Here is a 19,560-nt window from a genome sequence, read left to right as displayed (position 1 = left end):
GTATAACCAAATATATTAACTATTTTATTATAGGTTAGGGATGTCTGCCATTATAGCATTAAGTACTAAGTTGGTTAGCTATTTGTTATCTTTAATTAAGGTTATAGATATAATTAAGTATCTCAATATAAGTCACTGAATTTATTATGAGATTAATTAGATACATTAAATTAATAATTTATTAGATGAGAACACAAGAGCAATTTAAATTTTCAACAGGTGTTGTTGCATACCCCGTTTTTTTTGTGCTTATCATTTGGTTGGTATTTTGGTTTGAGGTTCGTTTTGGGTTCAATTTTAGTAGATATGGTATATATCCGCAGACTGTAAAAGGTTTAAGAGGTGTTTTATTAAGCCCTTTTATTCATGGAGATATTCAACATATTTATCACAATACAATTCCTTTATTTGTATTATCCATGGCGTTGTTTTACTTCTATCGCCCTATTGCATGGAAAGTTGTTTTTTTGGGGATTTTATTTTCAGGTCTTTTTACCTGGTGTATTGGTAGGTCGTCATACCATATAGGAGTTAGTGGGTTAATATATGTATTAGTAAGTTTTACTTTTTTTAAAGGAGTATTTGCAAAGCATTATAGGCTTATAGCGTTATCTCTTCTCGTTATTTTTCTTTATGGAAGTATGATTTGGTATACCTTACCTATCGAAGAAGGTATTTCTTGGGAAGGGCATATGGGAGGATTAATTACGGGATTAATATTTGCACTATTTTTTAGAAAAGAAATAGCGAAACCTAAAAAGTATGTATGGGAACAAGAAAATTATGATGAAGACAATGATCCGTTTTTAAAACACTTTGATGAAGAAGGGAATTTTATAGAAAGTATAGAGCCTATAGAACCAGAGGATCTAGAAGCTCATGATATAATACATATTAATTATACTTATAAAGAAAATAAAGATGATTAAAGACGTTGTCTAATAGCTTCATATAAAAAAGCGCCGCAAGCAACAGAAACATTTAAAGATTCAATTTCTCCAAGTAGAGGAAGTTTAGCTTTAGCATCTACAACTTTAAGTGTTGAAGGGTTTATACCCCTGCCTTCAGATCCCATAATTATAGCACAAGGTTCAGTAAAGGAGACATCATATATGGTTTTATCTGTTTTCTCAGTCGCGGCAATTACTTTTATCTCTGAAGCTTGCATGAAAAACACAGCATCCTTAATATGGTCTACTTTACAAATAGGAACTTTAAATACCGCACCAGCACTAGTTTTAATAGTATCACCATTTACCGGAGCACCACCTTTTTTCTGTATAATAATACCGTTTACACCAGTACATTCGGCAGTACGTATAATTGCTCCAAAGTTTCTAACATCACTCAATTGATCAAGTAATAAAAAAAGAGGTGTTTTACCAGATTCTATAACACTTGACACTAAGCTTTCTATATCGTGAAATTCTATAGGAGATATTTGTGCAACGGCACCTTGGTGGTTCTTATTTGTTAATCTATTAAGTTTTTCAACAGGTACATAAGACTTGTTAATTGATTTTTTATTAACTAAAGATTCTAATTCGCTATATAATTCTCCTTTCAATCCTTTTTGAAGAAAGACTTTATCTATAGTTTCATTAGAATTGATAGCTTCTATAATTGCTCTAATACCAAAAATTTGTGTTTGCTCTTGCATGGGGTAAAGGTATAAAAAAACCACCTTAAATTAAGAGGCCACTGAAAAAACAACCTTATTCTGTCAATTAGGCTAAAAAAGAGACTTTACATGTAAAAAATGTAAAGTCTCTTTTTTAGATATGAATAATTTTGTTTTTTTATTCATTGCTTTTCTTACCGCCATATGTCCTGCAGGGCAAACAAACATGTTTGCATCTTTATTATAATCAAACGGCATCCTGTTTCTTTCTAATTCCTTGACTAATAATAGAATTTAATTTTGCGACTATCTGAATGTTTTTTCTTTGGCTAATTCTAAATTTTTATTTCCCGAATAAGCAGCATCTCCAATGACTGTATCTACAGCTAAACCATTATTTTGACTTTGTTCTATAAGTAATGGTAAAATAGGACCATCTCCTTTTTCACCCGAGGTAACAACTGCTTCAGTAATAATTCTTTCTTGGGTCATTGCCAAATGAGTTTTAAATCCAAAGAAGGAAGTGTCTGCTGATTTGTGTCCTATTCTAGCATCCATATCTTTAGAGATAACGCCCTGACTCTGGGCTTCTATATCATCAATAGATTCTTTTAATAAATTCAATTTTTCTTTTATAGAAGGAACTTCTCTAATCACAGGAGAGAGAGGCCTCTAATAAAGTTTCTAATTCCTTGCTATAAGTTATTTCTTATTCTAAATCATAACTATCATTTTTAGTGGGCATTTTCTCTTTCCAATCTTCTTGATACCTATTAAACAGGTTTGGATCTTTCTCGTAAAACATCAATAGCAGAAACAAGATTAGATTTAGACAGAGTATGTGTAGCATCTACAATGATAGAGTTAGAACGGATAATACCTTTCTCAACAGCAATACTAACAGTTTTGTTAATTAATAAATCTAATAGATTCGTATCCTTAAGACGTTGTCTACGAAACTTTGTTAAAGTACTGGGGTTGATAACTCCTTGTTCGGGTAACATTTCTAAAAAATACTTGAAAGACATATCATATCTAGAAGGCTCCACCACATCAACATCTGATAAGGTGTAAATCACTTTTAGTAATAAGTATTTAAATAATTTGACTGGACATTCAGCAACTCTACCTTGGTCTGGAGAGTATTTAGATAGAAGTTCTTCGTAAATAAAATTTAAGTCTATTAAATCGTTGATTTTCCTCAATAAATTATCTTGAGGAACTATTAAATCATAAAGTGAACTATATTCACTTAGAGAAAGAGTATGTTGTTGTGATAGCATAACTAAAAATACAAAAAGGGGAAGAATTTTTAAAATTCTTCCCCTTTTTTAGTATATCTATACTTTTTCAGTAGCCTCTTAAATTAAGGTGGTTTTTTTATCTAAAATTTGTTTCGTCCTGAAATAGTTTTTCATAAAAACTAGTGTAATTAATAACAGAATGAAATTTTATTCATTTTGACTATCAATGAAAGGATTATTTTGAATTTCCAACTCAGGAATTTCAAAAGATAATCTTTCGTCATTATAAGGTATTGGTTCTCCAACAAATGAAAGGTGATTAGAGCCTCTTGTAACAGTAGCTTTATTTCTTTTCATAGCTAAATAACTTTTGCCTTCACCCCATAATTCAATTCGAGTTTGTAAGTAAATTTCATCAAGTAAAGCTTGACCACTCAAACCATCAACATAATTAATGTCTGCAGGAATAGGAGGTGTATTAGGGTCATTGTCATCGTCAATAGGAAGTAATCTGTTGCTTAATAATTCTTTTAGAATAGCTATAGCATTTGCTTCATTTCCAGATTTTGCTGAAGCTTCTGCATTTAAAAGATACATTTCAGCAATACGCATAAATACATAGTCTGTTTCAACATTTCTTTGTCCTCCAATAACTCTATTAGGATCATAAAATTTATTTAAAGGTTGTAGAAACCTACCAGGATATTCATCATCTCTAAATTGTTCTTTTCTAATATCATTTTCTGGTATAGCATCATATAAATCTTGATCAATAGATTTACGATCGCCAGCCCAAGCATAACTAAAAGTAAAAGAGTCCACTTGTCCCCACCAAGAAACAAGATCTAAACCAATTTCAAGAGTCAAATCGATACCCCACATCCATCCAGGAGTATTAACACTATTGAATCCTCCTGTTACTTCTTCTGAACTCATTAGAGGATACCCTCCATTGTTAATTATGTTATTAGTTAAAGTAGCAACTTCTGTCCAACTATCGCGTTTCGATCCAAGAACGTAGGCTAAGATGCCTTGAGCCACAGCTTTATTTATTTCATTTTTAGCACCACTAAAACCTTCAAGTAAAGAAATAGAAGACTTTAAATCGTTTTCCATGAAATCGTAAATAAATTTAGTAGTTACTTTTGGACCATTTAAATCATCAATATCATCGTAAAATGGTAAAATTTCTGCACTAGGATTATAATCATTCGTATAAAATTGAGTTAAATAAAAATAAGAATGTGCACGAATTGCTTTTGCTTGTCCTAGTAAGTATTTATTTTGTTGTAATTCAGGAATAGCGTCATTGCCACCTAAAGCACCAATTGTAGCATTAGCAGATCGTATAATACGATAGTAATATCTCCATACTTGTCTGTTATCAGCGAAAGTGAAATCTTGTGTGCCCTGAAACTCTGTTATACTAGCTTTATACCATCCAAAAGAGCTTTGAGATAAAGCCATATCTCCGCAAAGCATATCACTAAAAATATCATAACCTTTTTGACCAAAATCATCATCACCTGTTGTTCCACCGGATTCAGCTTCTACCATTTGGGAATAAATACCTCTCACTGTTGCAGCAATAACACCTGGATCAGTTTCGCCTGCTTCAGTTATTTGTGCTTGAGTAAAAAATTCAGTAGGCTCTTTTTCTAAAAAGTCCTTTTCACAACTGCAAAAAATAACTGTAACAGTTGCTATTAATATTGAAATTGAAAATTTATTTTTCATATTGCTTTTTTTAAAATTTAACACGTGCACCTAAGCTTAAATTACTTAAAGGAGCATATAAACGTCTTCCTGTATTACCTGTTTCAGATGTTATAGGATTAAAACCTTTTCTAGCTGAAGTAACAAATAAATTATCCCCTGTTAAAGATAAGTTTACACTATTTATTCCTGTATTCTTAAGAAATTTACTTGGTAAAGAATAACCAAAGCGGATATTGTTTAATGCCAAGTAATCAGATTTAATTAACCATCTTGTAGATGCTGAACCAACATTAGTATCAAAATTATCAGATATTCTAGGAACATCTGTAATATCTCCAGGTTGTTGCCATCTTTGAGAAATGTCTTTATGGAAGTTATTTGCGCCAGCTCCAAAGCGATCATTCATTAATTCAGCATATTGAGCATCAAAAGCCCATCCTCCTAGACTATAAGTAAATTGAGTACTTAAGCTGAAATTTTTATATTGGCCAGATAATCTAAATGCACCACGTAATTTAGGAATACTAGATTTCCCAACATACTTAAGAGTGGCATCTGAAAAATTTGTAGTTGTTTGTTTTTCAATATTAGCATTAGGATTATCATTTAAATATTGAGTCAAATTAACATTTAGTTCTTCTCCTGTATCTAAAGTACCATTACTATTAGCGTCATCAAAATACTGATTCCACGTACTTACTCCTGTGTTAGAGTCTACACCAGCCCATTCGCGAAGGAAAAAATCAAATATTGAACTTCCTTCTGAATAACCATAATAAAGAGCCGAAGTATCAATAATTCTAGGCTTATTAGTTGAAGGCTCTATAGGCATTTTCGTAATTTCATTTTTTATACGCTCTCCATTAATTGTAAAATCTAAATAAGCATTTTCTGTTTTTATTAAATGAGCAGTTAAATTAAATTCTAGACCACGGTTTTGTAAAACACCATCATTTACAGTAATAGAAGATATACCTTGTGAAGAACCTACTCTTCTATTAAAAAATAGATTTTCAGTATTTTTAATGTAATAATCTATATCAAGATCAATAAATTTAGTTAAAGATGTTTCTACACCTATTTGAAACATTTTAGATGTTTCCCAAGTTAAATCAGGGTTTCCATTTAAGCGTTGAGATAAAGAAACTTGATCATTAAGATTATTTATGTTAAACGTGTCTGATGATTGGTAAAAGTCTATACCATCTTGATCACCAATAATACCATAAGATGTTTTTAATTTTAAATATGATATTGTGTTATTGTTTATTAAGAAGTCTTCATTGCTTACTATCCATGAAGCACCTATAGAACCAAATGTTCCCCATTTTTCATTTAAGAAACGAGAAGAACCATCTCGTCTAATAGAACCAGATAAGAAGTAAGTGTCTTTAAAATTATAGTTTAATTGAGAAAAATACGATTCAATTGCTGCTTCTTCTAAAAAGCCAGAAGGAGAACCTTGTGGAACAACAAAATTTGTTAATTCAAGTAACCCTGGAATTGCAGCTTCACGTTTTTGAACTGTATTTCTTTCTCTACTATATTCATTGCTTTCATGAGCTATTAAAAAGCTCAAGCTATGTAAATCAAAGCTTTTTTTGTATCTTAATAATTGTAAAAAGTTTTTGCTGACATCTTGATTGTCACGTTGAAAAAGTGACCCTCCAGAATTTACTTCTGAACCATAAAAAGGGTTGTTATAACTTTTTTGTCTATCTTTTGAATATTGAAGACCGAATTTTGTTTCAAAAGTTAAATTACTACTAAATAAAATCTCAGCAGAAAAATTACCAATAAAATCATGGCGTTTACTACCTAAGAAATCATAATTAGCACTACCTATAGGATTAAGTAAATTAGCGCTTTTTCTTTCTCTTCCATGAGGAGAAGCAGAACCAAAATCATATTGATTACCACCAAATATATCATCTGGAACTAGATTTCCATCATCATCTCTTAAAAAAACAGGAAAAATAGGAGGGTTTTTGTCTGCAAATTCGAATAGATTTTCAGAACCTACTGCTTGACCATTATTTAAACTCTCTGAGAATGCATATGTTATATTTGATCCTACTTTTAACCATTTCTTAGCTTTTGATGATACGTTTAATCTGGTATTGTATCTTTTGTATCCTGTTTTTATAGCATAGCCTTTATCTTCTAATACTCCAGCCGAAGCAAAGTATTTAGTCTTTTCGTTTCCTCCACTTATGCGTAAATTAGCTTCAGTTCTAAAAGAAGTTTGAAAACTTAAGTCTCTAAAACTTTCAGGAGTGTATTTTCTTGTAACACCTGGTCTTACTGTACGAGTTGTAGGGTCAATTAGATCACTTGCGTTAGACACATTCCATAAATTATATGCAGGATCTATATAATCTGTAGTAAATAATAATGAATTAGCATAAGCCACAGGGTCAGCTTCGCCTTCACCTATACCTCTATTATAAATACCTTCCCATATATATCCTATAGATTCTTCTGGAGAAGTAATTACATCATATCTAGGTATTAATTGAGTGTTTAATCCACTTTTAACATCGACTTCAATAGAAGATTCTCCAATTTTACCTTTTTTTGTTGTTATTAAAATAACTCCATTTGCTCCTCTTGACCCATATATAGCTGTTGCAGCTGCATCTTTTAAGACTGTAGTGCTTTCTATATCTTGAGGGTTAATAGAATTTAAAGGGCTAATTGTGTTATTAAAATCGGCTTCTTGATTATCATCTCCAACTGCACTATTTCTTAAACGAGGTACAGTTAATGGTACTCCATCAATAACATAAAGCGGGTTTCTGTTTCCATTAATAGAACCGTATCCACGAATACGAACAGTAGATACATTTCCTGGTTGCCCTGAAGAATTTATGACAGTAATACCAGCGACTTCTCCTGTAAGAGCTTGAGAAATGTTGGGTGTAGATTTTGCATCAATATTTTCAGAGTTAATAGTTGTTGCAGTTCCAGTAAATGATTTTTTTGTTGAAGTTCCGTAACCTACAACAACAACTTCTTCTAGGGATTGAGCATCTTCTAAAAGAATTACATTTATATTATTTGATTGACCTACTGGGATTTCTTGAGTAGTGTACCCAACAAAGCTAAAAACCAGAGTTGCTCCTTCATTAGCTGTAATTGAATACTTACCATCAAAATCTGAAGATGTACCTGTGGTTGAGCCTTTAATTAAGACAGTTGCTCCTGGTAGCGGTAAACCAGAATCGTCTGAGACCGTACCTGAAATTGTCTTTCCTTGTGCAAAACTTATTTGCACGACAAACGCTAGTAATAGCGTTAGAATTCCACTAAACTTTGTTTTCATTTTATAATTATTTGAATTAGTCGTCGCCAAAAGTCACAATTAAAAGTTAATAAAACAATAAATAATGGTTAAATTTTCTTATAGAAACGAATACTTAATAATGGGTAAAAATGTAATGACATGAGTTAATTTGTAATTATTTAAAATATAGTGTCTTACAAATTTGTTTTGTCTTTTACTACATTTTTACTAATAAATAATAATTAATTCCTGAGTTTCTTAAAGAGTAGCAACTATTTGATATTCAGCAAATAAAAAGCTACAAATATTTAATTATAATAAGTATTTTCTTATTTAATATTAGACTTTGTGTTTGGGCTATTATTATATAAAAATTTGATGTCTGTAAATACTGCCTATTTTACAATTGAAGAATTTGTGTATTTTGATTATTAGTTTTTGAAGTGTTTTTCACAAGAATTATTTTTGTGATTGAACTTATCTTGACTTTTTATTTTTAAACGAAAATGAGTTAAAATTTGTTCAGATAAAGTTATTTTTAAAAAAGCATAACATGTGCTATGCATGAGAAAATAACTGAAACATGGGAGAATTTTGGGTGTTTTTAGGATATAGAAAAAGTCAAGATGATTTCAATATAATATTATTCAGGTGAATGATTAAAATATATAATCTTATGTAGTTATATTTTGAATATCTTTTAAAGGGACAAATGTTAAATAAAAAAACCGAGAATTATAATTCTCGGTTTTTTTATTTAAACTATTTTTTTCTTAAAAGAAACAAAAAGGGATATCATTGTTACCATCGAAAGGTCCGTAGACTGTTCCATCTGGACCAGTCATAGACCAGATGTGTTCTTCTTCAAATGAACCTTGTGTGTATGTCCATATAACAGATGAGCCTGAGGCAACGTTAACAATATGCTGCTCACTAGCTCCACCGCTAATAGTATAGTTGGTGTCCACTCCGTCAATTGTAGCGGTAATAAAAGCGCCATCCCAACCATCACCAAAGGTATCTGTTAAATCCAGTGTCCAATCCCCTGTAACATTTCCTTGAGCTGGGCTACAAAACAAAGTTAAAGAGAAATCATATGCTTGGTTTTGCTCTGGTTGACCAAACAAATCTGGTGCCAGATTATTACTAGTTAGTGTAAATCCTCTCCCTGTAGAAACACCAGAAAATTCAAACTCGTCTGCGGGTTCTAAGTCGTTTAAAGAAATTCCTAATGCAGACGCTAATTCAATAGTTGAATAAGTTACCGTGGTAGGAAATGTAGTTATGGTAGTTAAATCTACAGAATTTGTAGTTGTACTTCCTGTTACTCTTACACTTAAAGTGTAAGAGTCTACATTTTTACCAGGGGCATCGATTACTCCAACCATAACCTCTTCATCAAGAGCGGCTGTTTTACCTATTAGTGTTTTGTTGAGAATTATATTAACAAATGGTGCGTCATTGCCTTTAAACAATTGAAATTGTTCTTTGTCATCATCTTGGCAAGAAAAAATACTGCCAACAATAAATAATAGGCAAAAATATTTAAGTATAGTTTTCATTTTTTTCATTTTAATTTTTTTAAATTAATCTACAAAACCAGCTGGATGCGTATCCCAAAATACAGGTTCTTCAACGCCATCTTTTTGTGTGATATTTTGATTATTATCAGCTGCACTTGATGGATACCAGTTTGATCTAAGGAATGTACCAGGGTCTTCTAGTTCGACAGAAGGTTGAATGTCTGATGGTTGTCCTGTTCTTCTATACGTGTTATAAGCTTCTATACCATTACCCCAAAGCGCAATGAAATACTGTTCAACTATTACTTTTAATTTATCCTCATCGGAGCCACCGTTGTATTCGGCTAAAACCTCAGTAATATAAGTTTCAATATCAGTGCTTGTTGGTATTGTGCTTGAGGAACCAGCAACGTTAGCTCCAAAATTCATAACTTTAGAAATAGATTCGCGAATACCAGCTTCAAGATATACAACAGGATTACCTGTAGTGTTAAGCGTTAAGGCTGCTTCAGCTAACATGAAATTAGTAAAAGAGCTTAGCATAATAGGAGTGATTCCAGCTCCAGCTAATCCAGCACTTGCTGCTGCAGCACCTGAATAATTATTGAAAGAATCGCTGTCAAAATCTCCACCGGCTGGATAGATGCCTGGGAAAGTTCTTAATTGATCATCTGGTGGAATACCATCTGGATCTAAATGATCTCTACCCCACAATCCATTAAACCCATTTACGTCAGATACGGTACAGTGACTATCGTTAGCGTTATACCAAGTTGGTCTGTCTTGTGTAACGCAATCTTTTGTAACAACATTAGCGGCAGAAAAGTCACTCTGTTGTCTGTAAAAGTAATAACGCGTTCTTGGGTCTGCAATAGAATAATTATTTGCTAATAAGCTCATGTAATAATTACTCATATAAAAGTCAGAATCAGGACTCCCTGTATAGTTTTTTTCAAAATATGGATGCCTGCTATCTGGAGCAGCAGCATTTGTGCTATATTGAAACTGAAAATCGCGAGACGCAGATGTAATAAGATCATCATCACTTATTAATGCATTAATAGCGGCGGTAGATGCTGTTTTGTTTACTAGTTTTTGTTGTAAATGTAATTTAAGACGTAAAGTGTTAGCTAATTTTCTCCAGCTCGTTTCGCTTCCATTATAATATAAGTCTACAGCAGGTGCAGCAGTCTCATCTTTAGCTAAATTGGAGACAGCGTCTAGTAATAATAAATCTACAGCTTCATAAATTGAAGCGCCAGAGTCGACATCAGGATTTAGAAGGAGTTCAGAGCCTTTTAGTGCTTGGCTGTAAGGAACATCTCCGAAAAAATCGACTAAAGTCATCATGATGTACGATTCTATAATTTGTCCAATAGCTATATGGGTATAAAGTCCTTTTTCTTCTGCTAAGACATTCATTGTTTTAATATCTATTAGTGCATTGGAGTATGAATCTGCCCAGACATCAGCAAAATCACCTGGGTCATTTAATTCACGATAAGAAGGTCCAAAACCATGTAACATTCTTACGGGTTCCATTCCAAATTCGCTTAATCCATCTTCGGCACCTCCTTCTTTACCGCTAATAATTTCAGAAAGTGTTATTTGGATAGAGTTTAAGAATAAATCTGGATCGGCCGCTCCAGGACTAACTGCATTTGGGTCTTCAACTACATTTAGATCTAGTGTCTCACAACTGTGGATTATGAGCAACCCAGCTAAAAGGGACGTTAATACAAAAGATTTTATAAATATTTTCTTCATAATTTGTTTTTTTTAATTAAAATGTAGCTTTTACACTGAAACCATAACGTCTAGAACTAGGTCCGCTAATAAAATCAATACCTTGTCCGTTACCTACACCAGTACTCGCAGAATTAGTGTCATAATTTACGTCATCTGGAAAATGAAGCGCTTTAAACCAAAGGTTATTTCCTGATAGGGTAAATGTTAGATTACCAAAAGGGGTTCTCTCTAACTGTTTTTTAGATAACGAGTAGCTTAAAGATGCTTCTTGAAGTCTAATTGTTGATCCGTCGAATATAGAATGTTCATTAATGCCATCTGCAAAATAGGTGTGATATTGTAAATTAGTGGCTGTTATAGCTATATTGTTAGGGTTGCCATTTTGTAATACACCTGGTAAAACATAATTACATTCTCTACAAAGTGGGGTGTTTGCATCTACAACGCCACGTCCTAATAAAGCTGCAGCTGTGTTAGAGTATATATCTCCGCCGTGACGATATTGTAATTGAGCAGAAAGTTTAAAGCCTTTATACTTAATAGTTGGTATTAAGCTAGAAGTCCAATCTGGGTTAGGATCACCTATTTCAACTCTTTGATTGTTTAGTAGATAGCGACCATTGTTTCCAACTATTCTATTACCATTAGCATCCCTTAATACTGTTGTTCCTAGTAGTACGCCATAAGGTCTACCTTCTACTGCAAAATTTGCAGCTTCACCAATAACGAAATCTGTTAAAGGGATGTTATCAACACCATCAATTAATTTGGTAACGGTACTCTCGTAAGCAGAGAAATTACCAGCAATGTTTAAAGCTAAGCCTTGGCTACTACTTTTTATGATATCTAGATCATAATCAATTTCAATACCTTCGGTTTGAATTTCTCCTATATTAAATAAAATATTATCATTTCCAGTTGCATCATCAAGAGGAATATCGTTTAATACATCTGTTGTTGTTTTTTGGTAAATACTTAAATTAAAGTTTAAACGATTAAAGAATCTAGAGTCAATTCCAATTTCAAATTCCTCTAGACGTTCTGGTTTTAGGTCTGGGTTACCTAAATTATTATCAACAGAATTTGAGGAAATTACGTTACCATTTATGTCAAAAAGATCTCTACTAGATATACGTAACTTATTACGTGTATTAAATGGTAGTGCTGTACTTGCAGAAGATCCATAGGCTGCTCTAGCTTTTAAATAGTTTAAAGCATCTCCTTTTAAATTGTCAAAAGCTGCTGTTGGTATAAAAGAAACACTGGCGCCAGGGTATAATATGGAATTGTTCTTGGTCTCTAAAGTGGAATACCAATCGTTTCTTGCTACAGCATTAAAGAATAAATAATTTTTAAAATCTAATGTTATATCTGCAAATACACCTAATTGGTTTTGCTCATCTTTAAATGCAAGAGCAGGATTTGTGTCAACAAAAGAATTTTCAGAAGATGCTGTAGTAAAATTAAAATGCTCTAAAACACCAAATACTAATTGTCCTGTACTTTCAATTCCATCTTGAACAAAAGTATCTCTTCTTGAGTTTATACCTGTATTAATACTTAACTTTAAATTTTCTGAAAGCTCTCTATTAGCAATCCAACTTAATGTGTTGTCCCATATTGTACTTCTTACACTAATAGTTCTTAGTAGTCCAGTAGGGTCGCCATCTATACCGCCTTTATTTTGACCGTATGAATTTAATTCTGTATAAGTATCTAACCCTAGGCGATAAGAAATGTTAGACCAATCGTTTAAAGCAAATGTTATTCCCATATTGCTAAAAAATCGATCTGTAACTTGAACAACTTTAGCGTTTTCTACTGTCCAGTATGGGTTTTGTAAATCATTTCCTGAGCGATAATAAAGACTTCTTCCGTCGACAGTCTGAAAAGGGATATTTGTTAAATCTACACTTCTAGGTGTGTATAAGATATCCCCAAAAACACTTGTTCCATCAAAAGCAGCACCACTACCTGTACTAGCGGATACTGGAGGAGCTTTAAAGTCTGTTCTTGAGAAATTAAAAACGCCGTTTACAGAAAACTTATTACTTAGCTTAGCATTACCTCCAATAGAAAATGTATTTCGAACAAGTTTGTTTCCTCTAGTTATTCCTTCATCCTCTAGGCGTCCATAATTGGCATTAAAGTTAGCGTTTTCACTACCACCTCGAACATTAATAGATGTACTGGTTACATAGCCTGTTCTAAAAAAATCTTTTACATTATTAGCGTATGCTTTATACTCATAAGGTTGTGTTAATAGATTTTCGTAACCTGTTACTAAGCTTTGATCTCCAATAAAATTGAATGGATGGAGTAGTATAGCATTACCGTTAGCAGCATCATTACCAGTATACTGTAGTGCGTTACCAATACCATCATCGTCTGTTCTATCAAAACGAGATCCCCAGTTACTAAAGAAAAACCCAAAACCTTGATGGAACCCACCACCATAATTGTTTTGGTATTTAGGTAAAATAGCGTTAGACACAAATGCAGATTGGCTTATGGATACTTCTGTTTTTTTAGTTAAATCACCTGAAGAAGCATTTTTAGTAGTGATTAGAATTACCCCATTACTACCTTTGTTTCCGTATAATACGGTGGCACTCAGTCCTTTTAGGACACTAATGTTTTCAATAGAGTTTGGATCCAAATCTAAGAAGCGACTGGATTCTCCTTGGCCATCTAAGAAACTTGATTGATTGTTGGTGTCAGAGCCAAAAGGAACACCATCTACAACAAATAAAGGTTGATTACTACCTGTAATAGAATTGAAACCACGTATTATAATATTGGTTCCAGAACCTGAGATCCCATTACTAGAAGTAATATTAACTCCGGCGAGCTTGCCACTAAGAACTCTTGCGATATCTCCCTCAGCACGTTCTTGAATACTTTCTTGCTTTACAGTAGAGACAGCATAGCCGAGAGATTTTTTCTCTCTTTTAATACCCTGAGCGGTTACAACAATTTCTTCTAAGGATTCTGCGTCTTCTGTTAATGTAACGTTAAGAGTATTGGAAGCGCCTATGGGAACTTCTTGTGTTGTGTATCCAACAAAACTAAAAACAAGAGTAGCCCCTTGTTTAGCTGAGATTGAATATTTACCGTCAAAATCGGAAGATGTGCCTGAAGAGGTGTCTTTGATTATGATGGTTGCTCCAGGAAGCGGTAGGCCAGAATTGTCTATTACTGTACCTGAAATTGTCTTTTCTTGTGCAAAACTTATTTGCACGACAAACGCTATGAAAAGCGTTAGCATTCCACTAAACTTTGTTTTCATGTTATAATTTATTTGAATTAGTCAATTCAAAAATCATAATAAAAAGTTAAAAAAACAATAAAAAACAGTTAAAATTTAGTGTTTGAGTGTTTGTGGTGCGGAAACACTAATAAATTCACTAAATAATTATTAGTATTATATTTTGTGGTTTTTGGGTGCTAATTTTTTAATTAAATTGATATAATAGTAGGTTGATTTTTTCTTTGAGTTATGAGGTGTTATTAATGGCAAATAAGGAAACTCTATTAATTAATACAGTTTCCTTATTTGCCATTTTTTATTAAGCTTAAACCTAAAATTTATCCCAAAATAATTTAGTTTCAGCTAAGTCACCACCAATAGCTTTGGAGGCTGCGTTGTAGTTAGCGGCGTTAATGGTTTGCTCAACAATTGGGTAGGTGTATCTGTTGGGGAATCCAGATACAGCTTCAGTTGGAGTGGCTAATACTGGGTAATCCATTATTCTAATTGATGTCCAGGCTTCTGGACCTCTGTTGAATAAGGATATCCATTTTTGAGTACCAATAACTTCTTTCCAAGGTGTTGTTGCAGTACTAGTAGTTATGAGAGTATTGTAGTCTACGGTTGACTGAGCTAAATAATCTGTAGCATCTGTATTGTTGCCTCCCCATTCAAGAATTGAAGATATAATACCGTTTTTGTAATGATTTTCTGCTGTGTCTCCTGTGGTATATCCTCTGGCAGCACCTTCTGCTAATAAAAATTGAATTTCAGAGTAGGACATTATTACTCCAGGAGCATCTGCTGCTGTAACTTGAGAAGATAAAGAAGAGTGGCTTGAATAGGAGGAAGGGGAGCCTATTTCTCCTCCTACATAGTTTTCGTTAACTGTTTTAAACCATAGAGGTCTTCTTGGGTCTTTTAGAGTGTTCATTATGTCAATTAGTGTAGCGCCAGCAATAAAATCTTTACGTCCACTTAGTATGACTTCGTTGTGTACAGGGTGGGTATTGGGAGCTGATGTAAGATAGTGTATATGGGTATTATCATTACTGCTCATTATAATGCCATCTGCTATTGCTGATTCAACTGTGATTTGAGCAAATGTGTTGTCAACATCTGCAAGTAACATGCCCATTCTTAATTTTAACGAATTGCCGAATTTTCTCCAAGCGTCTACATCTCCTGTATAAATATTGTCTTCAAGTGTAAAGCTACCATTGTTAATATCTAAGCTATTAACAGCTGTTGATAATCTATCAATTAAATCTTTATAGATTGTCAAACCATCATCATAAGCTGGACTTAATATGTCAATATTAAGTGCTTCAGAATAAGGAATATTCCCAAAAGTTTCAACTAAATGACTGTAAGCGTAAACCTTCATGATTTCAATAATCATCAATTTGTTATTGGTATTTTGATCTTCAGGACTGGTATATGTTGTTTTGGTAATAACTTTGCTTGCCTCATCTAAGTCTTTAAGAACATCTTTGTATATAGCACTCCAAAGATTTTCAGGTATTGTTCTTGTTACTTGATCGTAGTTACTCTCGTCTGTATATGTGGTTTCTTGTAAGAATTGAGACCAAAGTTTGGTGTTGTTTTCATTTACGTTGATGTGAACAATTTGATCAACTAAGGCTTTTTGGGCTCCAGTAAATAAAGATTCTCCAGATACGGCATCGGGGTCTTTGGTGTTCTTGTTTAGGTTTTCTAGGTTGCTTGAGCAAGCGGTTATTGTAATTGCTATAGCTATTAATAATATTTTTTTCATAGTTTAAATTTTTAAAATTGTAATTTAACATTGAACCCAAAATCTCGTGTAGATGGAAGGGAGCCGACAGAGTAACCTTGAATATTACCTGCTCCTAAGCCAGATTCGGGATCTGCATGAGGGAGGCTTTTATCTATTATCCATAAATTAGACCCTATTATGCTAAACGTTGCTCCAGTAATGAAAGAATTTTTTAGAATAGATTCAGGTAGGTTATAGGTTAAAGCAACTTCTCTTAGTTTTACGTATCCCGCATCATAAGAAAAAGCTTTGTCAGGTAAGCCTCTTCTGTAGCCAAAAGCTCCAAAACGATCTGCTCTAATACGTGTTGTGTTAACAGAACCGTCAGGATTAACACCTTGGTTTATGAACCCTCCGCCATCTGCTAGTGTGTTTCTTACAGGATTTCCTAAGTCATTCGTAAATGCAGTTTCTTCTGGTAGTCCAGTAGCTAGTCCATAGTATTGATCAAGAGACCATATGCTTCCTCCTTTTTGAATATCAATTAAAAAACTAAAAGAAAGATTTTTGTAGTTGAAGTTGTTGCTAATACCCATTTGCCAATCTGGATTAGAATCTCCAATAATATTGTTGGAAGTGCTCGTTTTTATGTACTCTCCACTTGTAGGGTTAATTAGACGTTCGCTAGCTATAGGGTTTTCTGGGTTTAGGTAGGTGTAATCGGAACCGTAAATAACACCATATGGTTGACCAACTTGAGCGTTTATTGTAATGCCTCCTTGAAAGCTTCCTAACTGTAGGGTTTGTAATCCTTCTGGTAAGGATAATACCTTGTTTCTGTTTCTTGTCCAGTTCACGTTAACATTCCAGTTAAAATTATCTGCCTTTATTGGTGTTCCAGATAGAGATAATTCTAAACCTTTGTTTTCTATTTCGCCAGCATTCACTATTTTATATAAATAACCCGTAGCTTCGGAAACTCTAACTCCGACAATTTGATCTATTGATTTGGATTGGTAATAAGTGATATCCGCCCCAAAACGGTTTTTTAAGAAGTCTAATTCTAAGCCAAATTCATAACTGTTTGTTCTTTCTGGTTTTAAGTCTGGGTTATTTTTGGTATTGCTAACAGATGTACTTGCTGATCCAATAGGGGTGTTTATATCGAAGAAATCTTGTAATTGATTTGCTCCGCTTGCTCCATTTCCAACTTCTGCATAATTAGCGCTAAGTTTACCAAAAGATAACCAGTCAATTGTTATTAATTTACTAAATATAAAGCTACCAGATATCCCTGGGTAATAAAAAGTACTGTTGTTTTTTGGTAATGTTGATACGTGGTCTTTTCTCATGGTTGCATCTATGTAGTAAGTGTTTTTATATCCTAGGGATATGCTACCGTATAGACCATCAGTACCATTTTTCCAAACGGTTTCCACTGGTAGAGCTAAAGGGTCTTTGCTGTTTTTTAAAGCATAAAGACCAGGTACGCTAATACCTCCTTGTGTTGCGGAAGTTAATCTGCTAAATTCATTTCTATTAATATTTACACCAAAAATTGATTTTAGGTTAAATGAATCGCTTAAATCTTTGTTAATGTTGAAAAATAAATCGTAGTTAGATTCTGTGGCTGTGATGTCTCTTCTCATGTAGCCAGAATCAACAGTGTTTCTGTTTATGCTGCCATCAATGCCAGAGCCTATTCCAAAGGCGGTTGGTACACTGCCTACTTGTCTTCTTTCTTCTTGTAATTCATTATATGTATCGGTAGCAACTCTACCAGTTATAGTTAACCAATCTTTTAAATCGTAAGTTAAAGACGTATTACCAATAAACCTGTTCCTTTCGTCTGTTTGATAATTTTCATATCTAGTCCAATAAGGGTTGTCCCAATAAATAGGAGTTAGATCATTAGAGCTACTTGGGTTCCATGTTATATTTCTTCTTGTGGCAAAATAAATATCTTTTTGTTGTTGAATGTCAACATTAGTTTGCCACCATTGTTTAAAACCAGAAACAATATTATCATTGTAACCTGTAGAATTTCTGCCAAGCCCATTTGTTTTAATATAGTTTGCGTATCCTGTAGCGTGTAACTTTTTATTAAAATCATGACTTCCGCTCATAGCGAGGTTGTGTTTTTTTATGGAACTGTTTGGCATTAGTCCTTTTTGATCAAAATTTGTGTAATTAATTCTAAAGGAACCATTTTCGCCAGCTTTATCTAAGGATACTGAGTTTGTTATTGTAATTGGTGTTTCAAAAAATGAAATTGGACCATTTTTGGCACTAACCCAAGGAGTTGGTTTTCCAAAATTTGGGTTGTCAGGATCTAAAGAGTCCCATTGATATACTAGTAAGTTAGGGTTGAACCTAGCTCCATAAGATCCATCTTCTGTAAAAGGTACTGAGGTGTCTGGTATTCCATCTCCATTAATGTCAATATGATTATTTAGGTATAAGCATTCGCAATCTCCATAATAAGGGCCGTAGCCAGCTCCATATTCATTTTGGTATTTTGTAAACGTACTTTTATCAATAGAGCCAAAAGTAACGCCAGAATTTATAGTAACTCCGTAACCTTTAGATTTTTTGCCCTTTTTTGTGGTAATCATAATAACTCCATTAGCAGCTCTTGAGCCGTATAAGGCTGATGCTGCTGCTCCTTTTAAGACGTTAACAGATTCAATGTTGTCTGGATTTATGTCTGAAGCGGCATTACCATAATCATAATTTCCGCCTTGAGCTTGTTGTTGGGCTCTTGTGTTTGTATTTCTGTTGCTAATTGGTACGCCATCAATAACAAATAATGCTTGATTGTTGCCTGTAAGAGATGTGTTTCCTCTAATTAAGACATTAGTTGATCCACCCATGTTAGTGGTTTTGGTTATTTTTATACCAGAAGCTTTGCCGGATAGAGCATTAACAAAATTTCCGCTTTTTACAGCGGTTAATTCGTCTCCTTTTACTTTTTGAGTTGAGTATCCTAAAGATTTTTTTTCTCTAGATACGCCTAATGCGGTAATAACTACTTCTTCTAAGGATTCGGTATCTTCCTTCATTGTGATGTTAATTGTGTTGGAAGAGTTTATTGGGGTTTCTTGAGTAGTGTATCCAACAAAACTGAAAATCAGGATGCCTCCCTGTTTTGCTGATATTGAATATTTGCCATCAAAGTCTGATGATGAGCCTGAGGAGGTTCCTTTAATTAATATAGTTGCTCCTGGAAGTGGTAAACCTGAACTATCTGTTATTATGCCAGAGATTGTCTTTTCTTGTGCGAAAGTTATTTGCACGACAAATGCTAATAATAATGTTAGTATTCCACTGAATTGTGTTTTCATATTATAATTTATTTAAATTAGTCGATTCAAAAATCATAATTAAAAACTGATAAAGTAGTGGGTTTTTGGTAAAAAAAACGTGTTTT

9 protein-coding genes and 1 pseudogene are annotated in these 19,560 nt (G+C 33.3%); 1 reads left to right on the top strand and 9 read right to left on the bottom strand.

Going from position 1 to position 19,560, the window contains the following annotated elements; all coding sequences use genetic code 11:
* Positions 1 to 185 precede the first annotated feature (185 nt).
* Positions 186 to 929, top strand: a complete 744-nt coding sequence (locus A8C32_RS19105) for a rhomboid family intramembrane serine protease (RefSeq protein ID WP_069831972.1) — start codon at positions 186 to 188, stop codon at positions 927 to 929.
* Here the strand turns inward: A8C32_RS19105 and rlmB are convergent.
* The 9 genes and pseudogenes from rlmB to A8C32_RS19055 all read right to left on the bottom strand — a co-directional run bounded on the left by rlmB (position 926) and on the right by A8C32_RS19055 (position 19,474).
* Positions 926 to 1,660 (bottom strand): 23S rRNA (guanosine(2251)-2'-O)-methyltransferase RlmB, encoded by a 735-nt coding sequence (gene rlmB / locus A8C32_RS19100; RefSeq protein ID WP_069831971.1) that lies wholly within the window; start codon positions 1,658 to 1,660, stop codon positions 926 to 928. The genes A8C32_RS19105 and rlmB overlap by 4 nt on opposite strands.
* A gap of 96 nt (positions 1,661 to 1,756) precedes the next feature.
* Positions 1,757 to 2,904: pseudogene (locus tag A8C32_RS21225) on the bottom strand (transposase); the annotation flags it as partial.
* Positions 2,905 to 3,072: 168 nt separating this feature from the next.
* Entirely contained in the window at positions 3,073 to 4,602 is a 1,530-nt protein-coding gene (locus tag A8C32_RS19085; RefSeq protein ID WP_069832107.1) for a RagB/SusD family nutrient uptake outer membrane protein, read from the bottom strand.
* Positions 4,603 to 4,612: 10 nt separating this feature from the next.
* Positions 4,613 to 7,909 (bottom strand): SusC/RagA family TonB-linked outer membrane protein, encoded by a 3,297-nt coding sequence (locus tag A8C32_RS19080; RefSeq protein ID WP_069831968.1) that lies wholly within the window; start codon positions 7,907 to 7,909, stop codon positions 4,613 to 4,615.
* A gap of 734 nt (positions 7,910 to 8,643) precedes the next feature.
* Positions 8,644 to 9,432, bottom strand: a complete 789-nt coding sequence (locus tag A8C32_RS19075; protein WP_123803487.1) for a hypothetical protein — start codon at positions 9,430 to 9,432, stop codon at positions 8,644 to 8,646.
* A gap of 24 nt (positions 9,433 to 9,456) precedes the next feature.
* Entirely contained in the window at positions 9,457 to 11,160 is a 1,704-nt protein-coding gene (locus A8C32_RS19070) for a SusD/RagB family nutrient-binding outer membrane lipoprotein (protein WP_069831966.1), read from the bottom strand.
* A gap of 16 nt (positions 11,161 to 11,176) precedes the next feature.
* Positions 11,177 to 14,431 carry a SusC/RagA family TonB-linked outer membrane protein gene (locus A8C32_RS19065; RefSeq protein WP_069831965.1) on the bottom strand — a complete coding sequence of 1,085 codons (3,255 nt, stop codon included), beginning with the start codon at positions 14,429 to 14,431 and terminating at the stop codon, positions 11,177 to 11,179.
* A 292-nt stretch (positions 14,432 to 14,723) separates the two neighbouring features.
* Entirely contained in the window at positions 14,724 to 16,169 is a 1,446-nt protein-coding gene (locus A8C32_RS19060; RefSeq protein ID WP_069831964.1) for a SusD/RagB family nutrient-binding outer membrane lipoprotein, read from the bottom strand.
* A gap of 11 nt (positions 16,170 to 16,180) precedes the next feature.
* Positions 16,181 to 19,474 (bottom strand): SusC/RagA family TonB-linked outer membrane protein, encoded by a 3,294-nt coding sequence (locus tag A8C32_RS19055; RefSeq protein ID WP_069831963.1) that lies wholly within the window; start codon positions 19,472 to 19,474, stop codon positions 16,181 to 16,183.
* Between the last annotated feature and the right edge of the window lie 86 nt (positions 19,475 to 19,560).

Source organism: Flavivirga aquatica (genome assembly GCF_001747085.1).
GTDB lineage: Bacteria > Bacteroidota > Bacteroidia > Flavobacteriales > Flavobacteriaceae > Algibacter_C > Algibacter_C aquatica.
Note: the sequence above shows the minus strand (reverse complement) of the source record. Positions and strands in the feature narration are given on the sequence as shown.

Excerpts from the sequence above, each read along its gene's own strand:
- A8C32_RS19065 (WP_069831965.1), bottom strand. The coding sequence starts at position 14,431 with ATGAAAACAAAGTTTAGTGGAATGCTAACGCTTTTCATAGCGTTTGTC.
- A8C32_RS19055 (WP_069831963.1), bottom strand. The coding sequence starts at position 19,474 with ATGAAAACACAATTCAGTGGAATACTAACATTATTATTAGCATTTGTC.
- A8C32_RS19075 (WP_123803487.1), bottom strand. The coding sequence starts at position 9,432 with ATGAAAACTATACTTAAATATTTTTGCCTATTATTTATTGTTGGCAGT.
- A8C32_RS19060 (WP_069831964.1), bottom strand. The coding sequence starts at position 16,169 with ATGAAAAAAATATTATTAATAGCTATAGCAATTACAATAACCGCTTGC.
- rlmB (WP_069831971.1), bottom strand. The coding sequence starts at position 1,660 with ATGCAAGAGCAAACACAAATTTTTGGTATTAGAGCAATTATAGAAGCT.
- A8C32_RS19080 (WP_069831968.1), bottom strand. The coding sequence starts at position 7,909 with ATGAAAACAAAGTTTAGTGGAATTCTAACGCTATTACTAGCGTTTGTC.
- A8C32_RS19105 (WP_069831972.1), top strand. The coding sequence starts at position 186 with ATGAGAACACAAGAGCAATTTAAATTTTCAACAGGTGTTGTTGCATAC.
- A8C32_RS19085 (WP_069832107.1), bottom strand. The coding sequence starts at position 4,602 with ATGAAAAATAAATTTTCAATTTCAATATTAATAGCAACTGTTACAGTT.
- A8C32_RS19070 (WP_069831966.1), bottom strand. The coding sequence starts at position 11,160 with ATGAAGAAAATATTTATAAAATCTTTTGTATTAACGTCCCTTTTAGCT.